This window comes from Acinetobacter sp. LT1 (genome assembly GCF_059800965.1).
Genome location: NZ_JBBAXE010000002.1, coordinates 175,943 through 196,583 on the forward strand (window position 1 = coordinate 175,943; position 20,641 = coordinate 196,583).

At 39.2% G+C, this 20,641-nt stretch carries 17 protein-coding genes; 12 read left to right on the forward strand and 5 right to left on the reverse strand.

The window, feature by feature from the left end; all coding sequences use genetic code 11:
* Positions 1-96 precede the first annotated feature (96 nt).
* Positions 97-678: a TetR/AcrR family transcriptional regulator gene (locus tag WBW42_RS02570; protein WP_032056473.1), complete on the forward strand. Its 582-nt coding sequence runs from the start codon at positions 97-99 to the stop codon at positions 676-678.
* A 56-nt stretch (positions 679-734) separates the two neighbouring features.
* Here the strand turns inward: WBW42_RS02570 and WBW42_RS02575 are convergent, their stop codons facing one another.
* Positions 735-1,646 (reverse strand): LysR family transcriptional regulator, encoded by a 912-nt coding sequence (locus WBW42_RS02575; RefSeq protein WP_032056472.1) that lies wholly within the window; start codon positions 1,644-1,646, stop codon positions 735-737.
* Between the two features lie 98 nt (positions 1,647-1,744).
* Here WBW42_RS02575 and WBW42_RS02580 point away from each other — a divergent pair, with 98 nt between their 5' ends.
* The gene (locus tag WBW42_RS02580) at positions 1,745-2,341 is read left to right on the forward strand and encodes an NAD(P)H-dependent oxidoreductase (protein ID WP_032056471.1); all 597 of its coding nucleotides are present in this window, start codon (positions 1,745-1,747) and stop codon (positions 2,339-2,341) included.
* Positions 2,342-2,397: 56 nt separating this feature from the next.
* Here WBW42_RS02580 and pobR read toward each other — a convergent pair whose 3' ends face one another.
* Positions 2,398-3,213 (reverse strand): IclR family transcriptional regulator PobR, encoded by an 816-nt coding sequence (pobR, locus tag WBW42_RS02585; RefSeq protein WP_032056470.1) that lies wholly within the window; start codon positions 3,211-3,213, stop codon positions 2,398-2,400.
* 141 nt (positions 3,214-3,354) lie between these two features.
* Here pobR and pobA point away from each other — a divergent pair, with 141 nt between their 5' ends.
* Complete coding sequence (pobA, locus tag WBW42_RS02590; protein WP_032056469.1) at positions 3,355-4,569, forward strand: 4-hydroxybenzoate 3-monooxygenase; 1,215 nt, start codon at positions 3,355-3,357, stop codon at positions 4,567-4,569.
* 147 nt (positions 4,570-4,716) lie between these two features.
* On the opposite strand, the gene alr is transcribed toward pobA, so the two are convergent.
* Entirely contained in the window at positions 4,717-6,009 is a 1,293-nt protein-coding gene (alr, locus tag WBW42_RS02595; protein ID WP_032056468.1) for an alanine racemase, read from the reverse strand.
* A 1,244-nt stretch (positions 6,010-7,253) separates the two neighbouring features.
* On the opposite strand from alr, the gene WBW42_RS02600 reads away from it, so the two are divergent.
* The 7 genes from WBW42_RS02600 (at position 7,254) to phnX (ending at position 15,345) form a co-directional block, all read left to right on the forward strand.
* Positions 7,254-7,976 (forward strand): UTRA domain-containing protein, encoded by a 723-nt coding sequence (locus WBW42_RS02600; RefSeq protein ID WP_032056467.1) that lies wholly within the window; start codon positions 7,254-7,256, stop codon positions 7,974-7,976.
* 91 nt (positions 7,977-8,067) lie between these two features.
* Positions 8,068-9,105 (forward strand): putative 2-aminoethylphosphonate ABC transporter substrate-binding protein, encoded by a 1,038-nt coding sequence (locus tag WBW42_RS02605; RefSeq protein ID WP_163114387.1) that lies wholly within the window; start codon positions 8,068-8,070, stop codon positions 9,103-9,105.
* 22 nt (positions 9,106-9,127) lie between these two features.
* Complete coding sequence (locus WBW42_RS02610) at positions 9,128-10,330, forward strand: ABC transporter ATP-binding protein (RefSeq protein ID WP_032056465.1); 1,203 nt, start codon at positions 9,128-9,130, stop codon at positions 10,328-10,330.
* On the forward strand, positions 10,324-12,033 hold the full coding sequence (locus tag WBW42_RS02615) for a putative 2-aminoethylphosphonate ABC transporter permease subunit (protein ID WP_032056464.1): 1,710 nt from the start codon (positions 10,324-10,326) through the stop codon (positions 12,031-12,033). The genes WBW42_RS02610 and WBW42_RS02615 overlap by 7 nt, the downstream gene beginning before the upstream one ends.
* Positions 12,034-12,133: 100 nt before the next feature.
* Positions 12,134-13,288, forward strand: a complete 1,155-nt coding sequence (locus WBW42_RS02620) for a TIGR03364 family FAD-dependent oxidoreductase (RefSeq protein ID WP_032056463.1) — start codon at positions 12,134-12,136, stop codon at positions 13,286-13,288.
* A 26-nt stretch (positions 13,289-13,314) separates the two neighbouring features.
* Positions 13,315-14,502 (forward strand): 2-aminoethylphosphonate--pyruvate transaminase, encoded by a 1,188-nt coding sequence (gene phnW, locus WBW42_RS02625; protein WP_032056462.1) that lies wholly within the window; start codon positions 13,315-13,317, stop codon positions 14,500-14,502.
* A gap of 27 nt (positions 14,503-14,529) precedes the next feature.
* Positions 14,530-15,345 (forward strand): phosphonoacetaldehyde hydrolase, encoded by an 816-nt coding sequence (gene phnX, locus WBW42_RS02630; protein ID WP_032056461.1) that lies wholly within the window; start codon positions 14,530-14,532, stop codon positions 15,343-15,345.
* Positions 15,346-15,569: 224 nt separating this feature from the next.
* Here phnX and WBW42_RS02635 read toward each other — a convergent pair whose 3' ends face one another.
* Positions 15,570-16,820, reverse strand: coding sequence for an MFS transporter (locus WBW42_RS02635; protein WP_032056460.1), 1,251 nt, complete (start codon positions 16,818-16,820; stop codon positions 15,570-15,572).
* A gap of 61 nt (positions 16,821-16,881) precedes the next feature.
* The gene (locus WBW42_RS02640; protein WP_032056458.1) at positions 16,882-18,033 is read right to left on the reverse strand and encodes an acyl-CoA dehydrogenase family protein; all 1,152 of its coding nucleotides are present in this window, start codon (positions 18,031-18,033) and stop codon (positions 16,882-16,884) included.
* A 331-nt stretch (positions 18,034-18,364) separates the two neighbouring features.
* Here WBW42_RS02640 and WBW42_RS02645 point away from each other — a divergent pair, with 331 nt between their 5' ends.
* Positions 18,365-19,582, forward strand: coding sequence for a CaiB/BaiF CoA transferase family protein (locus tag WBW42_RS02645; protein ID WP_032056456.1), 1,218 nt, complete (start codon positions 18,365-18,367; stop codon positions 19,580-19,582).
* 186 nt (positions 19,583-19,768) lie between these two features.
* A complete protein-coding gene (locus tag WBW42_RS02650) occupies positions 19,769-20,614 on the forward strand; it encodes an IclR family transcriptional regulator (RefSeq protein WP_000996082.1) in 846 nt (281 codons plus the stop codon).
* Positions 20,615-20,641: the final 27 nt, after the last annotated feature.

Below are 20,641 nucleotides of genomic sequence, written 5' to 3' on the forward strand. Positions count from 1 at the left end.
TGTGCCAAGCACAGTCTTACGGGCTTTGCTGTGCCTTTTTTTCTCCCAAAAAAAGTATCTCATTTAGAAACAACAAGAATTTATAACGGTAAAACTATGCCAAAGTTAGTGCTTTCTTCCCGTGCCATTCAAGTCATCAACAAGTCGATTGATTTATTTCACCATCGTGGCTTTCATACCGTTGGGGTAGATCGAATTGTGAAAGAATGCGAAATTACCAAAGCAACTTTTTATAACTTTTTTCATTCAAAAGAGCGGTTTATTGAAATCTGTTTGATCGTACAAAAAGAACGTTTAAAAGAAAAAGTGGTCTCAATTGTTGAGTACGACCAAGGCATAAACGTGCGGGAAAAACTCAAACAGCTTTATTTCTTACATACCGATGTAGAGGGAATGTACTACCTATTATTTAAAGCCATGTTCGAAACGAAACTGACCTATCCAAAAGCCTATATCACCGCAGTGAGATATCGCACATGGCTGCTAAATGAAATCTATAGCCAGCTGATAAAACTAAAAACCGATGCGACTTTTCAAGACGCCAAACTATTTTTATATATGGTGGAGGGCACAATTATTCAGCTTTTAAGTTCAGATGAGGCAATCGATCGGGAAAAGATGTTGGATTGTTTCCTTAATGCGAATAAGACGGTCAATGCATTTGAATATAAGCAATAAACGTTGGCTTTGGGTATTAAAAAACCCTTGTTCCAGTGGACAAGGCTTTATCTATTTTAAGCTTGTTTGTTCAGCTCAGGGGGTAAATGCTGCGCCAAATAATCAATTGCAAGGCGGGTTTTTAGTGGCATAAAAGGCAGCGTAGGCCATACCAAATGAATCGGAAAAGCAATGCTCGACATGGTTTCTAACACTTGTACGAGCTTACCGTCCTGTAATTCATTTTGAATGAGCCAGTCGGGTAGCCAAGCGATACCAGCTCCAGCAAGCGCTGCATTTTTAATAGCTTGTAAGTCATTTAAAAGAAGTTTTGCTTTGGGTTTTATAAATAAAGGCTCTGTATTTTCCTTTTGAAGTCGCCATTTTTGCATTTGACCAAAATGCGGATCGGCAATCGTGGCGTGATGGTCTAAGTCTTCAATATTTTCTAATGGACCTGCTTTATTCAAATAGTCAGGTGAGGCACAAAGTAGCATTCGATGTTCACCAATAGGTTTGGCAACGAGCTGAGTGGTGTCAGGTAACGCTCCGATGCGGATGCATAAATCAAAACCTTCTTCGACCAAGTCTACATTGCGGTCATTAAATGAAACTTCTAGCTGTAAGTCCGCATGTTGCTGAGCAAATTTAACCATGAGCGGGGTAGCAAAGAGTTGCCCGAACAGCACTGGCACAGACATTCTTAATCGGCCTGTTGCATTAATTTTGCCTTGGTCTAATAACGCCGCCGCATTTTGTATTTCACTTAACGCTCGGCGGCTATGCTCATAAAACAAAGCACCTTCGTCAGTCATGCTGAGTGAACGTGTTGTTCTTTTAAATAAAGCAACGCCAAGCTGTTCTTCAAGCCGAGCAATATTTTTACTTATGGCTGAGCGAGTTAAATGCAATTGCTCGGCAGCTTTTACAAAACTTCCAGCTTCAACCACAGTCACAAATATAGATATTGCACTTAGCTCATGTTGCATGATTGTTGCCTAAAAGGAACCAATGATAAGAAATAATATCACCACTGTTGAATTTATTGTGGAGTTAATATGGCTTTATCAAAAAAGTGGAGACGGTCATGGCTAAAATATTGGTATTAAAATCCAGCATTATGGGTGAGGGTTCACAAACCAATCGCCTAATTGATGTCATGCTTGAACACCGTAAAGACCAAGGTTTGCAAGATGACATCACCATACGCAATTTAGCTGAAATGAACCTGCCTGTATTAGATTTAGAAATCTTTCAGGCGCTTCGTGGGGCTGAAAATGTAAATCAAGACATTCAGCAGATTGTTGCTTTGTCTGATGAATTAATTGCTGAATTAAAAAGTGCTAATTTACTAATTATTGGCGCACCCATGTACAACTTAAATGTTCCGACTCAACTCAAAAATTGGTTTGACTTGGTGGCACGAGCAAGACAAACATTCCGCTACACCGAAACTTATCCCCAAGGTTTGGTTGAAGGGGTAAAAGCTGTGGTAGTAAGTAGTCGGGGCGGTATTCATGTTGGTCAAGAAACTGAGGCAGTCACGCCTTATCTCAAAGCAGTGTTAGGTCTAATGGGCATTCATGATGTCGATTTTATCTATGCCGAAGGTCTAGATATGCAGGCCTATCGCAGCAATGCATTAGATCTGGCAAACCAGCAAGTTAAAAAATTCGCCATTTAAGATCATGAGCTGAAACTCTTGTACCTCTAATTGATGACAAGAGTTTCTAAGTCTATTTAAATCACATTTCTAAGTTCATTTGCCGTGTTACGCAGTAATGGCAAAATTTGCTGGACCAAATAATCTTCTTGTACTCGGTTGGTTTGAGACATGCAGTTAAGCGCTGCTATGGCTTGACCTTGTGCGTTAAATACGGGCACTGCAATCGCAATCACACCAAGCTCATGTTCTTCTTTGGAAAGACAATAATCCGATAACGAAATACCCTTAAGCACTTCAAAAAACTTTGACTCATCTACTATGGTAAAAGGCGTTAAGCGTTTTAAACCGTAATTTTTTACCCACGTATGTTGGGCTTCTTTGGGCAGTGCTGCCAGCAATACTTTACCTGTAGACGTGGCATGGGCAGGCAGTCGGTTTCCTAAGTGCATCCCATAAGGACTAACGCGCAAATTATCTTGCTGTGGTAAATAGCTACGGGCAATTGGCACGACTTCGTTATCGTCTAACACCACAATCGAAAAAGTCAGAGATGTCTGCGCGCACAAAAGATTTAAAAATGATTGAGCAACTTTAGGCAGGTGGGCAGAGCTTAAATAAGAACTTGAAAAGCGCAGCACGCGATGCGTGAGCCAAAAATAATGTTCATCGGTTTCTAAATAACCTAAGTATTTTAAGGTTTTAAGATAACGCCTTGCCGCTGTACGACTAATACCGGTTCGCTCGGCTACTTGAGTGACATTAAGCCGCTGGCGATCTGTTCCAAAAGCTTCGAGTAAAGCTAAGCCTTTTGCTAAGCCTGCAATGTAGTCTTCTTGACGAATTTTCTCATGCGAGTTTGGGTGCTCTAAAAAAGCATCGAGAGAAGGCATCCTTTCATTCCTGTTATTTTGGTTGTTTCTGTCCGCTATTCGGACAAACTAAATGATAAACGGTTATTTTCGTCTTGGATACATAGTGCACAAAACTTAAAGCCAGTAATTTAAAAGTCAGGATGAAACAAGGAAGAAGTTATGGATATTTTAAAGACACAGGTTGCAATTATTGGATCTGGACCAGCAGGGTTATTGCTTGGGCAACTTCTATATAAAGCTGGAATTGATCATATTATTGTTGAGCAACGTAGTGCTGAATATGTGGCTTCACGGATTCGTGCAGGAATTTTAGAGCAAGTTTCGGTCGACTTATTGAAACAAGCAGGCGTTGACCAAAACTTAAAAGACAAAGGATTACCGCATTCGGGCATCGAAATCTTAACCAACGGTGAATTGCATCGAGTTGATTTGGCAGCACTCACGGGTGGTAAACAAGTGACCGTATATGGTCAGACCGAAGTGACTAAAGATTTAATGACTGCGCGTGAAGCAGAGCAGCTCACTTCATTTTATGAAGCTCAAAATGTACAAGTAAAAGATTTTTACACTGCACCAAAAGTTGAGTTTGAATACCAAGGTAAAGCCTTTCAAATTCAGTGTGACTTTATTGCTGGTTGTGATGGCTACCATGGTGTCTGCCGTGCCAGCGTGCCAGAAGATAAAATTAAAACCTTTGAAAAAGTTTATCCGTTTGGATGGTTAGGAGTGTTGGCAGACGTTCCACCTGTAGCCGATGAACTCATTTATGTACAGTCAGAGCGTGGATTTGCTTTATGTAGTATGCGCTCAGAAACACGTAGCCGTTATTATTTACAAGTCCCTTTAACAGATCACGTCGAAGATTGGTCGGATGAAAAGTTCTGGGATGAGTTAAAAAACCGCCTAGACTCTGAAAGCCGCGAAAAGCTAGTGACGGGGCCTTCTATCGAAAAAAGTATCGCGCCGTTGCGCAGCTTTGTGACCGAACCAATGCGTTTTGGAAAACTATTTTTAGCAGGTGATGCTGCGCATATTGTTCCACCGACAGGAGCAAAAGGCCTAAACCTAGCAGCATCAGATATTGCTTATTTATCAAGTGCGCTTGTTGAATATTATGTCGAAGGTTCCGAGCAAGGTATAAATGAATACTCTGAAAAATGCCTACAACGTGTATGGAAGGCGGAGCGTTTTTCTTGGTGGATGACTCATTTATTGCATCGTTTTGAAACTGAAAGTGAGTTTGATCACAAGATTAAACAAGCCGAGTTAAGTTATGTGCTTGGCTCGATTGCAGGTAAAACCACATTGGCCGAAAACTATGTAGGTTTGCCTTATGAGATTAAGCAAATTGATAGTTTTAAGCACGCAAGTTAAAGGTTAGTTAAAAATAAAAAGGGCATGCAAATGCTCTTTTTTATGTAAAAAACTGGATGGAATAAAATCGCTTAAAAGATGTGATTCAGCTAAAAGTAGCCCCAATACTATTCAAAATACAGGGCTACCTATCAATTCACCTAAATTTTAGTTTGCCTTTGCCGTAACTTTATTATTGGTTAATATCACTTGTTGCTGAGATTGAAGGGGTTTAATCACTTGTGGATTAGAGTTACTCCACGGGATATAGGCTTCTGTCAAAATATGGCCTGTAAGGCTGGTTAAATCACTCGTTTTAACTTCTGCATTGCCTTGATGACCAAATAATACAACTTCATCACCTGCTTTGGCCTCTGGAATATCTGTTACATCAACCATCACAGTATTCATTGATACTCGACCCACCACTGGCGCCTTTTGTCCATTTATTAATACAAAAGCTTTATTACTAAAACTACGACGGTAGCCATCCGAATAACCTACAGGGAGGTTTGCAAGTCTAGAGTCACGTTTCAACGTATAGGTTTGGTCATAACCTACAGTTGAATCTTTAAGGTAATTATTCACTGCAGCAATTTGTGTTTTAAATGCCATCATACCTTTAAATTCAGGGTGATTAGGAAAATCCCCATATATAATTGCACCCGCACGAACCATATCTAAATGTGATTCAGGAACGTTTACGGTAGCAAATGAATTAGCGGTATGTAATGTTAATTCTTTACGATTCAGTTTGGCTTTTTTAATCAACCATGCGGTTTGTTCATTAAATTGCGCCAGACGCTCACGAACAAATTTTTCATCTTCTACAGCATAGTGGGTCATAATGCCGTCAATTTTAAGATGGGGAAGTTTGGTGATCGCCACAGCTTGTTCTTTGCCTAGAGCCGTAGCCATTTCAAGACCATTACGATCCATACCACCTGAATTCAAAGCCAAGCTGTAATGAACAGTTGTATTGTTCGCTTCTGCCCATTTAGACATACGAGCAGCTTGGTCATAATTACCTAAAAGCTCTTCAATATTTAAAGCCTGTGCGTTGATAATTTCACTATCTGTGGCGGTACGTAAACGTGTAATTTTGCCTTTATAGCCATGCTTGCGCACCATAGCCGCTTCAGCATTACTGGTAATGCCAATACAAGATACGTTTAACTTCATAACACTTGGCATAAGTAGGTCAATACTATGGCCGTATGCGTTAGCTTTCATGACTATACAAAGTTGTGTTTTGCCATTAAGTAACTGATTTGTCCTTTTAATATTATCTTCAAAAGCTTGAGTATCAATTTCTATCCATGCATTTGCTGTAGGTGCAGGGCTTACTTCATTTGTAACATGGGGAGTAAGTAAAGGCGCTGCATGAGCAAATTGCACCGAACCGAATAATATTAATGCACAGCTATAAGCGAGATGAGAAAATTTTGTTTTAAGTTTCATGAGTTTTTAATCTTTCCTGGCTAAATATAATTTAATGCTGGGTGGATTTTTATGGTTAAGTACTGAAATATAATTGATTTAAAATGTCACACGATTTGGTCTTAATAATACTTTCTCCTTAAAATATTATAGTCGCTATTAAGTAAAGTTTAATTTTGCTTAAACTGAATTGAAAAAATGCAAATCTAATTTCAATTAATCTTAATTAAATCTAAATATACATTCATAAAAAAACAAGAAGAAAAATTATTATAATTTTTTGAATGTTATTTTTTTAATCTATTTATTGGTGCTGTTTTTAATAAAATTTTTTAAAATATAACATTTGGTAAATAATTAACTTTATTATTACATAAGATTTTTTTATTTTTTAAATACATTTGATTGTATTTTTTATCAGTTGGTAAAATATAAAAAATGGTGAAATAAATAGCCGTAATTTTATTCAATAGAATATAAAAAATTAAAATTACTATATTTTTCATAAGCTTATTTATTATTTGTTAAAGTTGTTTTAACATTTTGGATTATGTCATGTCAATTTTTAAGCATCTAATGTCATGTTTAATAGTTTTTAATAAGTTAATTTAAATTTTATAAATAAAATATTAATTAGATTGAATGAATAATTGGATGGTATTTAGCCGTAGGTGTTTGGTTTTGGTTTTGTGTAATAAATGAGCTGGTGTGTCTTATATTCTTTTTTTAATTCAATTTATTGTTTAATATTTTGGTTAAATTAAAATTTTATGTTTTTTTTGAAGTTAAGGAATTTTCTTAATATTTTAGTTTTTATTAAATGAATAATTTTATATTAAGACTTTATAAATATAAGATGATGAGTGTATTTTTTATTGCTTAGGATGGTTTGGCTTTTTCTTGATCATATTATTCTAATTCTACAAGGATGTAATATAGGAGGGCTGATATTGATTTTTAGTGCAAACCTTCAATTCCTGTGTAAGAGTCCGTATAGAAATATGAATTTTTATCTTAAAAAGTGTCTAACTAAATATGATGTAATGGCTATGCGATGCCGATTTTTCTTGATGAACAAATGAGCTAAGGAAAATTTTCAGAAGCTATTGTAGGCGTGAACACTCGATTTTTTTTATGAAAAAATGAATTGGAAAAAGCGTGGAATAGGACGCGTTTTGCTTAAAAGATCAGCATTAATAAAAGCTTTTGTCATATTTTTTCAGTATATTGCTATTAATTTCTTTATTTATAAATTCTAAGTTTGTATGGAACAGGACCAAGCTCGCATACCTAAATATATTCCTATCCGCGATGCAATTGCCCACGATATTGAATCTGGCGTATTAAAAGCCCACGCAAAACTCCCTTCGGAAAGGGTGCTTTCTGAACAATTCCAAACCACTCGTGTTGCTGCACGTGAAGCTTTGTTGGCTTTGGAAACTGATGGTTTGATTTATCGCTTAGATCGCCGTGGTTGGTATGTCCGTTCTCCTCGTATTATTTATCACCCGCAATCTACCAAAAACTTTAATCAGTTTGTGATTGAACAAGGCTATGAACCTTCGACAGAAGTGATTTCGAGTGAGCTGACTCAGGCTACTTCTTGGGATGCCAAGCATTTAAAAGTTGAAAAAGGGCATCCGATTTATTCAGTTTGGCGACGTCGTTGTATTAATGGACGACCTGTTTTGGTTGAGCATTTACGGGTGAATGCCGAGTTTTTCCCTGAGTTTTTAACTCATGATCTTAAGCAATCGATTACTTTACTGATGGCAAATCAATATGACTGCCATATCACTAGAGCCGACATTAATCTGTATCCAACCGCTTTATCGGAACAGCAGGCCAAAGCACTGCATGTCAATGTGGGCGCACTGGGTTTATATATTCGTCGTAGTAATAGAAATGAACAAGGCGTGATTACTGATGTCGACCAAGAATATTGGCTACATGATGTTTTAGATTTGCATTTTGAAGCGCGAGCATAAAAATACAATCTGGTTTAAACCAGATTAATTAAACTGTCATATAAAGCTGTTGAAATACGATCATCAAATAATTGCATTCGATGGTTTGCAGATGAAACAGTATGTTCAACAAACAATTAAACTCGGCACTGCATCAGTTTTAGGTGTAGTGGTCGCTATTCAAATGGGATGTTCATCAGCAACATCAAAACAATCAGAAGAAATTACAGTCTATACGGCAGTGGAAGCCGATCAGCTTAAGCAATACCAAGAAGAATTACATAAAGCCTATCCAGAGCTAAAAGTAAAATGGGTACGTGATTCAACAGGTGTGATTACCGCTAAACTTTTGGCAGAGCAGAAAAACCCACAAGCGGATGTAGTTTTTGGTGTGGCTTTAACCAGTTTGTTGGTCATGGAAAAAAAAGACATGCTTGAGGCTTTTAAACCTGAAGGCGTCCAAAATTTAAAACCAGAATTTGTAAGTCAAAAACCTGTACCAACGTGGACAGGTATGGATGCATGGGAATCTGCAATCTGTGTAAATAAAGTCGAAATAGAAAAGCGTAAGTTACCAATTCCAAAAACTTGGAAAGATTTAACCAACCCCATTTATAAAAACCTGATTGTGATGCCAAATCCGGCTTCGAGTGGCACAGGCTATTTAGATGTCACGGCTTGGATGCAAATTTGGGGCGAAAAGCAGGCATGGGACTATATACAGGCTTTAGATAAAAACATTTCACAATATCCTCATTCGGGTTCAAAACCTTGCAAGATGGCAGCACAGGGCGAAATCCCAATTGGTGTTTCTTTCGGCTATCCAGCCTTTAAATTAAAAGCAGAGGGCGCGCCTTTAGAAGTGGTTTATCCAAAAGAAGGTTTAGGCTGGGAAATGGAAGCTTCAGCAATTGTGAAAGGAACCAAAAAATTAAGCAGTGCACAGAAATTTATAAATTGGTCGGTAAGCAAAGCAGCAAATGAAGCCTATGCCCATAACTTTTCAATGGTGGCCTATAAAGGCATTGAAAATACCACTATGGACTTCCCGAAAAATCTTTCTCAAATGCTTGTGAAAAATGATTTTTATTGGGCGGCCGAGCAGCGTGAACGTATTTTGGCTGAATGGTCAAAACGTTTTGAAAAGTGATCTTTTGGATAAGGGCCTCATTATGCAAATTCCTTCGTCATTGCAATCATCGCTGCTAGGTCAAAACCAGAAGGGTGAGTTAGCAGGGCATTTACTGTCGTCATTAACGACCTATAAATATCCTGAACATGGTCCGTCGGTTTTAGAAGTGGTGGATATACAAAAAAAGTTCCAACACTTTCAGGCCCTAACGCATATTAATTTAGACCTGAAAGCTGGCGAGTTCGTGAGCTTTTTGGGACCTTCTGGATGCGGTAAAACCACATTGCTACGCATAATTGCGGGTCTAGAAAAACCTGATTATGGAAAGGTTATAAAAAAGGGCGCAGACATTACGTTGTTGAGTGCTGAAAAGCGTCACTGTGGAATTGTGTTTCAGAACTATGCGTTATTTCCAAACTTAAACGTTGAAGAAAATATTGCTTTCGGCTTAGATAAAAGAAAGTGGGATAAGGTACAGCGTAGCCAACGGGTTCAACAGTTATTGGAACTAATTGAACTACCCGATATTGCTAAAAAATATCCAAACCAATTGTCGGGCGGTCAGCAGCAACGTGTTGCGCTTGCTCGTGCAATTGCACCGAATCCAGATATTTTACTGCTGGATGAACCCTTGTCTGCACTCGATGCTCAGGTACGTCTAAACCTAAGACAAAAGATCCGTTCGATTCAATCGCAGCTTAATTTGCCAACCATTATGGTCACACATGATCAAGAAGAAGCATTAAGCATTTCTGACCGTGTGGTTGTCATGAATCATGGCGTCATTGAGCAAATTGATACGCCGCACAATATTTATTACAAGCCACAAACCCAATTCATTGCCAAGTTTATTGGCACCATGAACTTTTTGGCAGCCACTTGTTCGGTAGTTAATCAGCTCGAGGTTTTAGGTTTTATTGCTCTAAATTTGGAACAGCAAAAACTTAAAGCTGGGCAAAACTACAGCATTGGTTTTAGACCCGAAGCAGTCGAGTTAGTTGATGATTTTGGTAGTGATAATGAGTCGTTGTATTTGCCAGTTAAAGTATTAAGCACTGAATTTTTAGGTGCCAAGTGTCGTTTATTTTGCACTATTCATATTGATGGAATTGAGCAGGCAAAGCACCTTTTGCAAATTGAAGTTGAAAATACCAAGTTCAAATCTTTGCAAGAACTCATGTTTATAAAAGTGCCTAATCAGCTCATTCATGTCTTTGACGAACAAGGGTACGCACTATGTTAAATGAAGCTGCTTCAGCGGTTTTAAAAACACAGCCGCGTCGAAAAACTGAATATTCATTAAGATCAAATATTGCTTTAGCTGCCGTCGCAATCGCTTTGACTTTAGCGATTATTGCTCCTTTAATGATGTTGTTTGAAACCGCATTTTTTGATGAAAATCAAAATTTTGTTGGCCTTGAAAATTTTTATCATTATTTTGGCAGTCCAGCTTTACTCAGCTCTATATTTAACTCGGTGTGGGTTGCTTGTGCTGCTACTGTCATTACAGTATTTCTTGCCAGTATTTATGCTTTTGCACTCACCAATGTAAATATAAAAGGCAAAGGCTTCTTTAAACTGGTCGCTTTTTTACCCATTTTAGCGCCATCACTTTTGCCTTCTTTGGCATTGGTTTATTTGTTTGGTAAGCAAGGTGTGTTTAAACCTTTACTGGGCGATATACAAATTTATGGTCCAATCGGTATTTTAATCAGTTATTGCTTTTGGCTATTTCCAGCAATTTTGATGTTGATGATGGCGTCTTTTCGCAGTGTCGATCAGCGTTTAATAGAGGCATCTTTGTCGCTCGGCAAAAATATCTGGAAGACGCATTACCACGTCACGCTACCTGCAATTCGCTATGGACTCATCAGCGCAAGTCTAGTGGCTTTTATTTATGTGCTGACCGATTTTGGGATTCCGAAAGTCATTGGCGGTTCATTTAACATGATGGCGCTTGATGTCTATAAACAGATTATTGGTCAGCAAAATATGAGCATGGGTGCGGTAATTTCCATCTTGTTATTGCTACCAGCAGTGTTTGTATTCATTTTCGATCGTATTCAAAGCAAACGCCATGCACGGTTTCAAGCTTTTCAGGCTAAACCTTATGTTTCAACATCGAATAAAAAACTTGAAGTCGTTCTGGGCTTATTTTGTGGTTTAGTTTCAGGTGCGATTTTACTGATTATCTTTACGGCAGTGCTGGCTTCATTCATTCAGTCTTGGCCTTATGATTTGTCTTTGACCTTAGCACATTACAGTTTTGAATATGTCGATGGTGGCGGTTGGGCAGCATACTTCAACTCGGTTCGTATGGCACTCTTTAGTACGGTTTTTGGAACAGCACTGATTTTTATGGTGGCGTTATTAACCGAACGTTTTAAGGCACATCCACTCATTAAAAATTATGTACAGGCTTTAGTTTTATTACCCCTTGCTGTGCCGGGGTTGGTGCTAGGTATTGCTTATATTTTGTTTTTTAACCAGCAAAGTAATCCGTTAAATGTGCTGTATGGAACTATGACCATTTTGGTGATTTCAACCATCGTGCATTATTACACCGTGCCACACCTGACTTTAACCAATGCCATTAAACAGATTCCGTTACAGCTCGATCAGGCAGCAGAAACTTTAGGAACATCAAAGTGGAAAACCTTTTGGAAAGTATATTTGCCCATGTGTTTTCCAGCGCTATGTGATGTGTCGGTCTATGTTTTTGTGAATGCCATGACCACTGTGTCGGCTGCCATTTTCCTCTATTCACCAGACACTAGTTTAGCGGCGGTAGCCGTTTTAAATATGGATGATGCGGGAGACACGGTTGCTGCTGTTGCCATGAGCATTCTAATTTTAACCACCTCATGTGTTGTAAAACTCATTCACTGGTTATTTACCAGGAAAATTATGGCAAGAAGTCAGCAATGGCGTGAAAGCGCTCACTAAGTTCTAGGTAAACAATTTTTATTTAACCGACTGAAATGAAAATGCTTTGTTCAACAAGGCAAGGGTTTATTCATCCTAAATTTCGCAAATTGGAAGTCTTATGAATAACGCACAGTTTGATTTAATTGTTGTCGGAGCTGGTATTTTAGGTCTATCCGCTGCCATACAAGCGCAAGAAAAAGGTTTAAAAGTTTGTATCTTCGAGAAAAATGCCAAGCCTGTGGGGGCAACTCGTTGTAATTTCGGCATGGTCGGAACTTCGACATTAACCCATCCAGAGCAACAGTGGCGAAAGTACGCGCTTGAAACACGTTCTTTTTATCAGCGAATTCAAGCTGAAACCGATATTTCGTTTGCTCAATGCCAAGGTGTTTATCTCGCAAACACTGCACTTGAATGGCAGGTTTTAAATGAGTTTGCCGAGCGTGCAAGTAACTATCAAATACCTGTGCATTTACGAAGTCATGATGAACTGGTCACCCAATTTTCTTATTTAAATCCCGAACAGCAGTTTCAAGGCGGCTTGGTTTTTGAGGAAGATTATTCGGTCGAACCACATGTGATTGGGCAGCTACTGTTAGCATATGCCGAAAGAAAAGGCGTAAAGATTTATACCAATGCTTGTGTCGTTCAAACCCAATATCAACATGAAATTTGTCAGGTGCGCTTGGCAAGTGGCGAGGCATATCGGTCAAATAAAGTTTTGATCTGCCACGGTGAAATCATCGATGTTTTATATCCAGATCTCTTACAAAGTTTAAATCTGAAACGTTGTGGCTTACAAATGGCCCTGACTCAACAGTTTCACCAAAAATTAAATGCTTCTCTTTATTCAGGCTTATCTATTTCACGTTATCCAGCTTTTGAAATTTGCCCAAGTCATGCAGAGCTAGTTAAAGCGTCACAACAAGGCTTCATTAAAGAATTCGGTATTCATATTCTGATTAAACAAAACGAATTTGGTGAACTGATCGTGGGCGATAGTCACGAATACCATCCGATTAATGAAGCGCCTCAGTTCGAGCAGCGTGAAGAGATTAATGAGTTTATTCAAGCTTACTGCTACGAAAAACTAGGGCTGACTTTACCTCCAATTCAAAAACGTTGGAATGGTTATTACCTGACTCATGAACATGAGTTGGCCTGTGTCACTGAAGCTGAAAAAAATATCTTTCTGGTGAGTGCGATTGCTGGCAAAGGCATGACTACAGGGGCTGGCTTTATGAAAGAAATATTAGAACAAAATATTTACTAGTTTGTAATCTGGTTTAAACCAGATTGGTGTATATTGAAATGAACGCGAAAGAAATGAGTAACATTATGAACATGCAACCCCAACTCGATATGGATTTAGAGAACAAGTATTTGCTTCTTACTCCAGGACCATTATCAACATCGGCAACAGTACGCCGTGCCATGCAAAAAGACTGGTGTACTTGGGACCAACAATACAACTCGCTTGTACAAGATATTCGCTCTCGTCTAGTCAACTTAGCAACCAGCCAACCTGAAAAATATACGGCTGTGTTAATGCAAGGGAGTGGAAGTTTTGCTGTGGAGTCTGTGCTTGGGTCAGCTATTCCGCGTGATGGCAAAATCTTGATTATCAATAACGGCGCATACGGTGCACGTATGGTGCAAATGGCGCGTTGCCTAAATATTGAAGTTGTAGAACTGAACTATTTAGAAACCCAGTCACCAGATTTACAAGAGATTGAGCGCGTTTTAGAAGATAAAACCATTAGCCATGTTGCTTGTGTGCACTGTGAAACCACCACAGGTATTTTAAATCCGATTCAAGAGATAGGCCGTTTGGTTAAAGCAGCAGGAAAAATCTGGATTGTGGATGCCATGAGTTCATTTGGTGGTGTGCCTATGGATATTGCTGAGCTTGAAATTGATTTTCTAATTTCAAGTGCAAATAAATGTATTCAAGGTGTTCCGGGCTTTGGCTTTATTTTGGCAAAGCGTGATTGCCTAGAAGCATGTAAAGGCTTGGCACGTTCGGTCAGTCTCGATTTGTATGATCAGTGGAACACGATGGAGCAGTATAACGGTAAATGGCGTTTTACCTCGCCAACCCATGTGGTACGTGCTTTTTATCAAGCCTTACTTGAGCTTGAGGCAGAAGGCGGAGTTGCTGCACGTTATCAACGTTATTTACAAAATCAACAAACCTTATCGCAAGGTATGCAGCAACTGGGCTTTGAGTTGGTACTCGGTAAAGAGTGCCCACAATCGCCCATCATTACCACTTTTCTTTACCCAACAGCCAAGTCATTTAGCTTCCAGTCATTTTATGAAACGCTGAAAAAATCAGGCTACGTAATTTATCCAGGCAAAGTCACTGACCTTAACTGCTTCCGTATTGGCAATATTGGCGAAGTTTATATTCATGACATTGAAGGGCTTCTTGCTGCGATTGCCAGCTACTGCGAAAACCACCTAAACCAAGCTGTAACAGCATAATTTTTATTAAATAAAGGGGAATACATCATGACAACCAACAATACACAAATTCAGGCTGTGGTTTTTGACTGGGCTGGTACAACAGTAGATTTTGGCTCACGCGCACCAATTTTGGCTTTTATGGCTTTATTTAAAGACAATAAAGTTGAAATTACGGTTGAAGAAGCGCGTGCCCCAATGGGCTTAGAAAAACGTGACCATATTGCAGCTGTTTTAAAAATGCCGCGTGTAGCGGCTGCATGGCAGGAAGTATATGGGCAGGCGGCAACTGAAGCAGATATTGACCGTTTATATAAAGACTTTATTCCGTATCAGTTAAATTCTATTCCGAAATGTTCTGCTTTAATTCCGGGTGCATTAGCTACTTTTGAAAATATTAAAAAGCGTGGTGCAAAAATTGGGAGTAACACGGGTTATGCATCTATGATGATTGGGCGATTGGTTAAAGATGCTGCCGATCAGGGTTACCGACCGGACTGTATCGTTACTGCCAGCGACGTGAAATATGGCCGTCCATATCCTGAAATGTTATGGAAGAACTTAATTCAACTCGACGTATCTGATATCAAAACCGTTGTAAAAGTAGATGATACTGTGGTGGGAATTGACGAAGGTTTAAACGCAGGTTGCTGGACAGTCGGGCTTGCGATTAGTGGTAATGAAGTCGGTTTAAGCTATGAAGAGTGGAGCGCATTATCGGCTGATGAACAGATTGTGCTAAAAGATAAGGCATACCAAAAAATGAGTGCGTCGGGCGCTCACTATGTGATTGATAGTGTCGCTGACTTACCAAATGTACTCGATGATATTGAACGCCGTTTGGGGCAGGGTGAACGACCTTAAACAAATGTTTAGGTCTATATTTTTTTTAAGCTTAGCTCCCTTGGGAGCTAAGCTTACCTAAAAAATTAAAATGAAGAGTAATAAACTCTACATATGGGGAAATAAAGAGTAACTTTGAAGAGTAAATTCCTTATTTCCTGCTAACCATCTAAAACACATGTTTAGATCGTTAGACCATCAATCCTATAGTCATAAGACCTATAGGATTTTTTGTGATGGATCTTTTACGACTTTTGAGGGTCGTATAATTTTTCTTTAATGAATAGGGCTGGTATCACACCACAAATCAGGTAGGCAGCGCCCATCACGACAAAACCTAAACCAATTGAGCCGCCAGAGGCTAAGAAACCAATCGTTGCAGGGGCTAATGCAGCGCCTAAACGTCCAACATTATAGGCTCCACCAATGGCTGTACCGCGAATTGCTGTCGCAAAACTTTCGGTCATATAGGTGGCATTTACGCCATAAGGGATGCCGTAGAGGAAACCAAAGGTCACCAGTAAATATAGAATGTTGCTTGGCGAGTTATAAAACACAATTAAAGGTAGGAAAATAGCAGTGCCGATTGCACCAAAGGCATAAGTAAAACGACGTCCTAATTTATCGGCCATCATACCCGCAAGAACTTTACCTAAAATCATGGCGGTATATGTACCTACCATATAGGCGGTCATTTCCTTAAATTTCATACCGAGTTCACTTTCAAGGTATGACGGCATCCAGTTATTTACACCATAATAGCCAAACTGTAAAAAACCTGCCGTTAAAGCCCACAAGATAAACATATTGCGGTTTCGTTTATCTTGGAAAATAAGCTTAAATGCTGAAGTTTTTTGAGCATTCTGAGCCACGACTGGTTGTTGTAGTCGTGACTGTTGCCATGCTTCTGGTTCGGGTACAAGCACATGCATGAGAACAGCAATAATGACCGGAATAATCGCAACATAAAACAGCATGCGCCAGCCATAATCAGGAATAATCCAACCTGCAAGCAAAGTCGCAACAATATAGCCAACCGTCCAACCTGCTTGTAAAGTGCCCAGTACTGTGGTGCGATAACGGGTTGGGACATATTCGGCCATGAGGGTATTACAGGCGATATAAAGTGAACCTAAACCCAGTGATGCAAAAAATCTTAAAATACCAAACTGAAGAAAGCTTTGGGTGAAACCTAAGCCACAGGTGAGGAGCGAGAAAGTTAAAATAGAAATAACAACAATGCGAACACGACCAAATTTATCGCACGCCCATCCCCCAAAAATTCCACCAACAGCCATGCCTGCCAGTGTGAAACTGCCAAGCATACCTGCTTGTACTGAACTTAATCCAAAATCTGCCTTAATACTATTTAAGCTATAAGACAGCATCATCAAATCTGCACCATCTACCAACAGTGCTAGAAAAGCAAAAGTAAAAGCTATTTTCCACGTATGAGGCTGTATACGAGAAAGACCTTCTTTGTAATTTGTAGCCATAATCCATTACCTACATTTGATAAAAAGCACTTCAAGTCGTTTTGAAGCGCTTAAAATTTGATTAAGACGCAGCGCGAATCATGTTTCGGGCAATAATCACTTGTTGAATTTGAGTGGTCCCTTCATAGAGACGGAACAAACGAACATCTCGATAAAAACGTTCAATGGCGTATTCACTGATGTAACCCGCACCGCCGTGAATTTGTACGCAGCGATCAGCAACACGGCCACACATTTCGGTTGCAAACATTTTTGCGCATGAGGCTTCAGTACTAACGTTTTGTCCTGCATCGCGTAGGCGTGCAGCGTCTAAGACCATACATTTAGCTGCATAAATTTCAGCTTTTGAGTCAGCAAGCATGGCTTGAATGAGTTGAAATTCGGCAATCGGTTGTCCAAATTGCTTGCGTTCGATGGCGTAATTTAAAGAATCTTCTAGCATTCTGGTTGCTGCGCCGACACTCAAAGCCGCAATATGCAAACGGCCTTTATCGAGTACTTTCATAGCAGTTTTAAAACCAACACCTTCAACACCACCAATGAGTGCCGAAGCAGGAATACGACAGTTTTCAAAAATCACATCACAGGTATGTGCGCCTTTTTGCCCCATTTTTTTATCGCGTTTGCCAAGAAAAATGCCCGGAGTTTGGCTATCGACAATAAAAGCAGAAATACCACTAGTGCCTTTAATATCAGGGTTTGTACGTGCCATGACTGTAAATATACCAGCGTGAGGAGCATTGGTGATAAAGCGTTTAGTACCATTTAAAATGTAAAAGTCACCGTCTTTTACAGCGGTGGTTTTTAAAGAGGCAGCATCAGAACCTGCATCCGGTTCGGTTAAGCAAAAAGAACTGATCACTTCACCACGTGCTAAACGTGGCAAGAAAAATGATTTTTGTGCTTCGGTCCCATCAATAATCAGGCCACTTGAGCCAATGCCATTATTGGTCCCAATGAGAGAGCGAAAAGCAGGAGAGGTACGACCTAATTCAAAAGCCACATAGACTTCTTCTTCCATCGTCAGGCCAAGACCTTCGTACTCTTCAGGAATGGTTAAACCAAATAAACCGAGAGCTTTCATTTGCTCAACGATATCTTGAGGAATTTCATCCGTTTCAGCGACTTCATTCTCATGAGGAATTAATACACCTTCAACAAATTGTCGAATCATATCAACAAGTTGATTTAAGGTTTCCTGATCTCGAATCATAGTCTCGTCCTTTTACTACATGCAGAAAACATCAATGTGATGTTCGTAAAATCACCAATATTTGAAGCGATAGTAATCAAAGGATGAACGCAAAACAATATATTTTGAAAATTAATTTCGCAATGCGGTACTTTGTTGTTGATTTATGTTTGGCTAATTTATTGATTTATTTAAGCTATATTTTCTTATAAAAAATCATTATTTTTAGTAGAAAATTAAAGTTTGATTTTTAAAAAGAGCTGTGTATATTAAAAATATATATCGCTATGCGAAATTTTAAATGGATAAGTTTTCCTATAGGAAATGAGTCACAAAATATAGTGGGATGAAGATGGGTGCTTTAAATGGAATTCGGGTGCTTGACTTAAGTCGGGTGTTGGCTGGGCCTTGGTGTGGACAGATTCTTGCCGATTTAGGTGCAGAAGTAATCAAGATTGAACGACCAAAAGTCGGTGACGATACCCGTTCTTGGGGGCCGCCTTGGATGAAAGATGACTCAGGCCAAGACACTCAAGAAGCTGCATATTATCAGTCTACTAACCGAAATAAACTATCTGTTGCTATCGACATTGCTAGCTCTGATGGTCAAGAATTGATTAAAGCTCTTATTCAACACACCGATGTTGTGATTGAAAACTACAAAGCAGGTTCTTTGAAAAAATACGGTTTAGACTACGAGTCTTTATCTGCGATTAACCCTAAACTGGTGTATTGCTCGATTACAGGTTTTGGTCAAACTGGCCCAAGAGCAGAGGAACCCGGTTATGACTTTATTATTCAGGGCATGGGCGGGCTCATGTCGGTCACAGGTGAGCGTGATGATTTGCCTGGTGGTGGACCACAAAAAGTAGGGGTCGCATTTTCCGATTTAGCCACGGGTCTTTATTCTACGATTGCCATACAGGCTGCTTTACTCAACCGCCATGTGACGGGTTTAGGCCAATACATTGATATGGCTTTGCTTGATGTTCAAATTGCCACAATGGCAAATCAGGGAATGAACTATCTTTCATCGGGTAATATTCCTAAGCGTTATGGCAATGCACACGCCAATATTGTGCCTTATCAAGTGTTCAAAGCTTCTGACCGTGATTTTATTATCGCGTGTGGAAATGACACTCAGTTTATTCAACTCTGTCGTAGTATTGGTTTACCCGATTTACCAAATGATGCACGTTTTGCCCGAAATGCGGACCGAATCAAACACCGTGATGAAATTATCGAAATTTTACAAACACACTTTTTAACTAAAACGGCAGATGAATGGGTAGATGCAATCTATGCCGCTAAAGTTCCTGTCGGTGTGATTAATAACTTGGAGCAAGCTTTTCAAGAGCCGCAAGTCATTGCCCGAGAAATGTTAGTCGAGATGAACCATCCTCAACGTGAAAAATTGAAGGTAATTGGGTCACCAATCAAACTTTCTAGAACGCCAGTTGAATACAAAACAGCTCCTCCATTGTTGGGTGAACATACGCAGGCGGTTTTAGGTCGAGTGGTTTCTTCGGAAAAACTAGCTGAGCTTAAAGAAAAAGGTGTAATTGGGTAGGTGGCTTAAAAGCGGAAGGTTAAAATTATATTTAAAATCAGAAAATAAAATATTTAATCTTTCGCTTTAATGAGTTAAATGAAGTTATCTTTTAGATGCAGACTCGGATGTTTGTTCTTTTGCTATTTATAGAAAAAATAGATTATAATTTTCGCAGTGCGAAACAAAATATGGATTGGTATGACAATGAACGATGCAGTTGATGCAGAACAGACAGAAAAATTATTAGCGCCGTTAAGGCATGAATTATTACATCCGATTGAAGACATGCAGGATGAAAATGATCGCCAATTTATTACTGCATTAGCACGTGGTTTAGAGCTATTACGTTGTTTTACTCCTAAGCATCAGCATTTGGGTAACCAAGAACTTGCTCAAATGACCGGTTTGCCAAAACCAACCATTACTCGCCTTACACATACCTTGTCGCGTTTGGGTTATATCAAACAAGTACCTAACTCAAGCAAATTCCAGCTTTCAGTAGGGGTTCTTGCGTTTGGTTATTCGATGCTGTCTAACGTATCGATTCGCTCTATTGCTCATCCATATATGAAAAATTTGGCAGACTATGCGGGCGCTGCTGTTGCAATGGCAACACGTGATCGACTGAATATGATTTATCTTGATGTGGTACAAGGCAAAGGCAATATGACCATGCGCCGTCAAGTCGGAACCTATTTACCGATTCATTTAAGTTCAATGGGACGGGCCTGTTTAGCTGCAATGCCTGAAGATGAAAGAGAGTTTTTACTTGATGCCATTCGTAGTAAGCACAAAGAAGACTGGATTAAAATTAACCGTGATCTAGACAAAGCGTTTAAAGACTACCAAGATTTTGGATATTGTTTTTCAATCGGCGAATGGCATAAAGATGTAAATTCGGTTGCAGTTCCACTGATTCATGAACAACATGGTTTGCTGGTATTTAACTGTGGCGGTCCAAGCTTTATTATGAACCGTGAAAAACTCGAGGAGGATATTGCACCGCGTCTTTTACACATGGTGAATAATATTCGTACCGAGATTAGCTAAACGTATTTGATTCATTTATAAAAGCCA

What these genes read in the sequence shown, in the direction of transcription:
- WBW42_RS02570 (WP_032056473.1), top strand. Translation starts at nt 97, where the DNA reads ATGCCAAAGTTAGTGCTTTCTTCCCGTGCCATTCAAGTCATCAACAAG.
- WBW42_RS02575 (WP_032056472.1), bottom strand. Translation starts at nt 1,646, where the DNA reads ATGCAACATGAGCTAAGTGCAATATCTATATTTGTGACTGTGGTTGAA.
- WBW42_RS02580 (WP_032056471.1), top strand. Translation starts at nt 1,745, where the DNA reads ATGGCTAAAATATTGGTATTAAAATCCAGCATTATGGGTGAGGGTTCA.
- pobR (WP_032056470.1), bottom strand. Translation starts at nt 3,213, where the DNA reads ATGCCTTCTCTCGATGCTTTTTTAGAGCACCCAAACTCGCATGAGAAA.
- pobA (WP_032056469.1), top strand. Translation starts at nt 3,355, where the DNA reads ATGGATATTTTAAAGACACAGGTTGCAATTATTGGATCTGGACCAGCA.
- alr (WP_032056468.1), bottom strand. Translation starts at nt 6,009, where the DNA reads ATGAAACTTAAAACAAAATTTTCTCATCTCGCTTATAGCTGTGCATTA.
- WBW42_RS02600 (WP_032056467.1), top strand. Translation starts at nt 7,254, where the DNA reads ATGGAACAGGACCAAGCTCGCATACCTAAATATATTCCTATCCGCGAT.
- WBW42_RS02605 (WP_163114387.1), top strand. Translation starts at nt 8,068, where the DNA reads ATGAAACAGTATGTTCAACAAACAATTAAACTCGGCACTGCATCAGTT.
- WBW42_RS02610 (WP_032056465.1), top strand. Translation starts at nt 9,128, where the DNA reads ATGCAAATTCCTTCGTCATTGCAATCATCGCTGCTAGGTCAAAACCAG.
- WBW42_RS02615 (WP_032056464.1), top strand. Translation starts at nt 10,324, where the DNA reads ATGTTAAATGAAGCTGCTTCAGCGGTTTTAAAAACACAGCCGCGTCGA.
- WBW42_RS02620 (WP_032056463.1), top strand. Translation starts at nt 12,134, where the DNA reads ATGAATAACGCACAGTTTGATTTAATTGTTGTCGGAGCTGGTATTTTA.
- phnX (WP_032056461.1), top strand. Translation starts at nt 14,530, where the DNA reads ATGACAACCAACAATACACAAATTCAGGCTGTGGTTTTTGACTGGGCT.
- WBW42_RS02635 (WP_032056460.1), bottom strand. Translation starts at nt 16,820, where the DNA reads ATGGCTACAAATTACAAAGAAGGTCTTTCTCGTATACAGCCTCATACG.
- WBW42_RS02640 (WP_032056458.1), bottom strand. Translation starts at nt 18,033, where the DNA reads ATGATTCGAGATCAGGAAACCTTAAATCAACTTGTTGATATGATTCGA.
- WBW42_RS02645 (WP_032056456.1), top strand. Translation starts at nt 18,365, where the DNA reads ATGGGTGCTTTAAATGGAATTCGGGTGCTTGACTTAAGTCGGGTGTTG.
- WBW42_RS02650 (WP_000996082.1), top strand. Translation starts at nt 19,769, where the DNA reads ATGAACGATGCAGTTGATGCAGAACAGACAGAAAAATTATTAGCGCCG.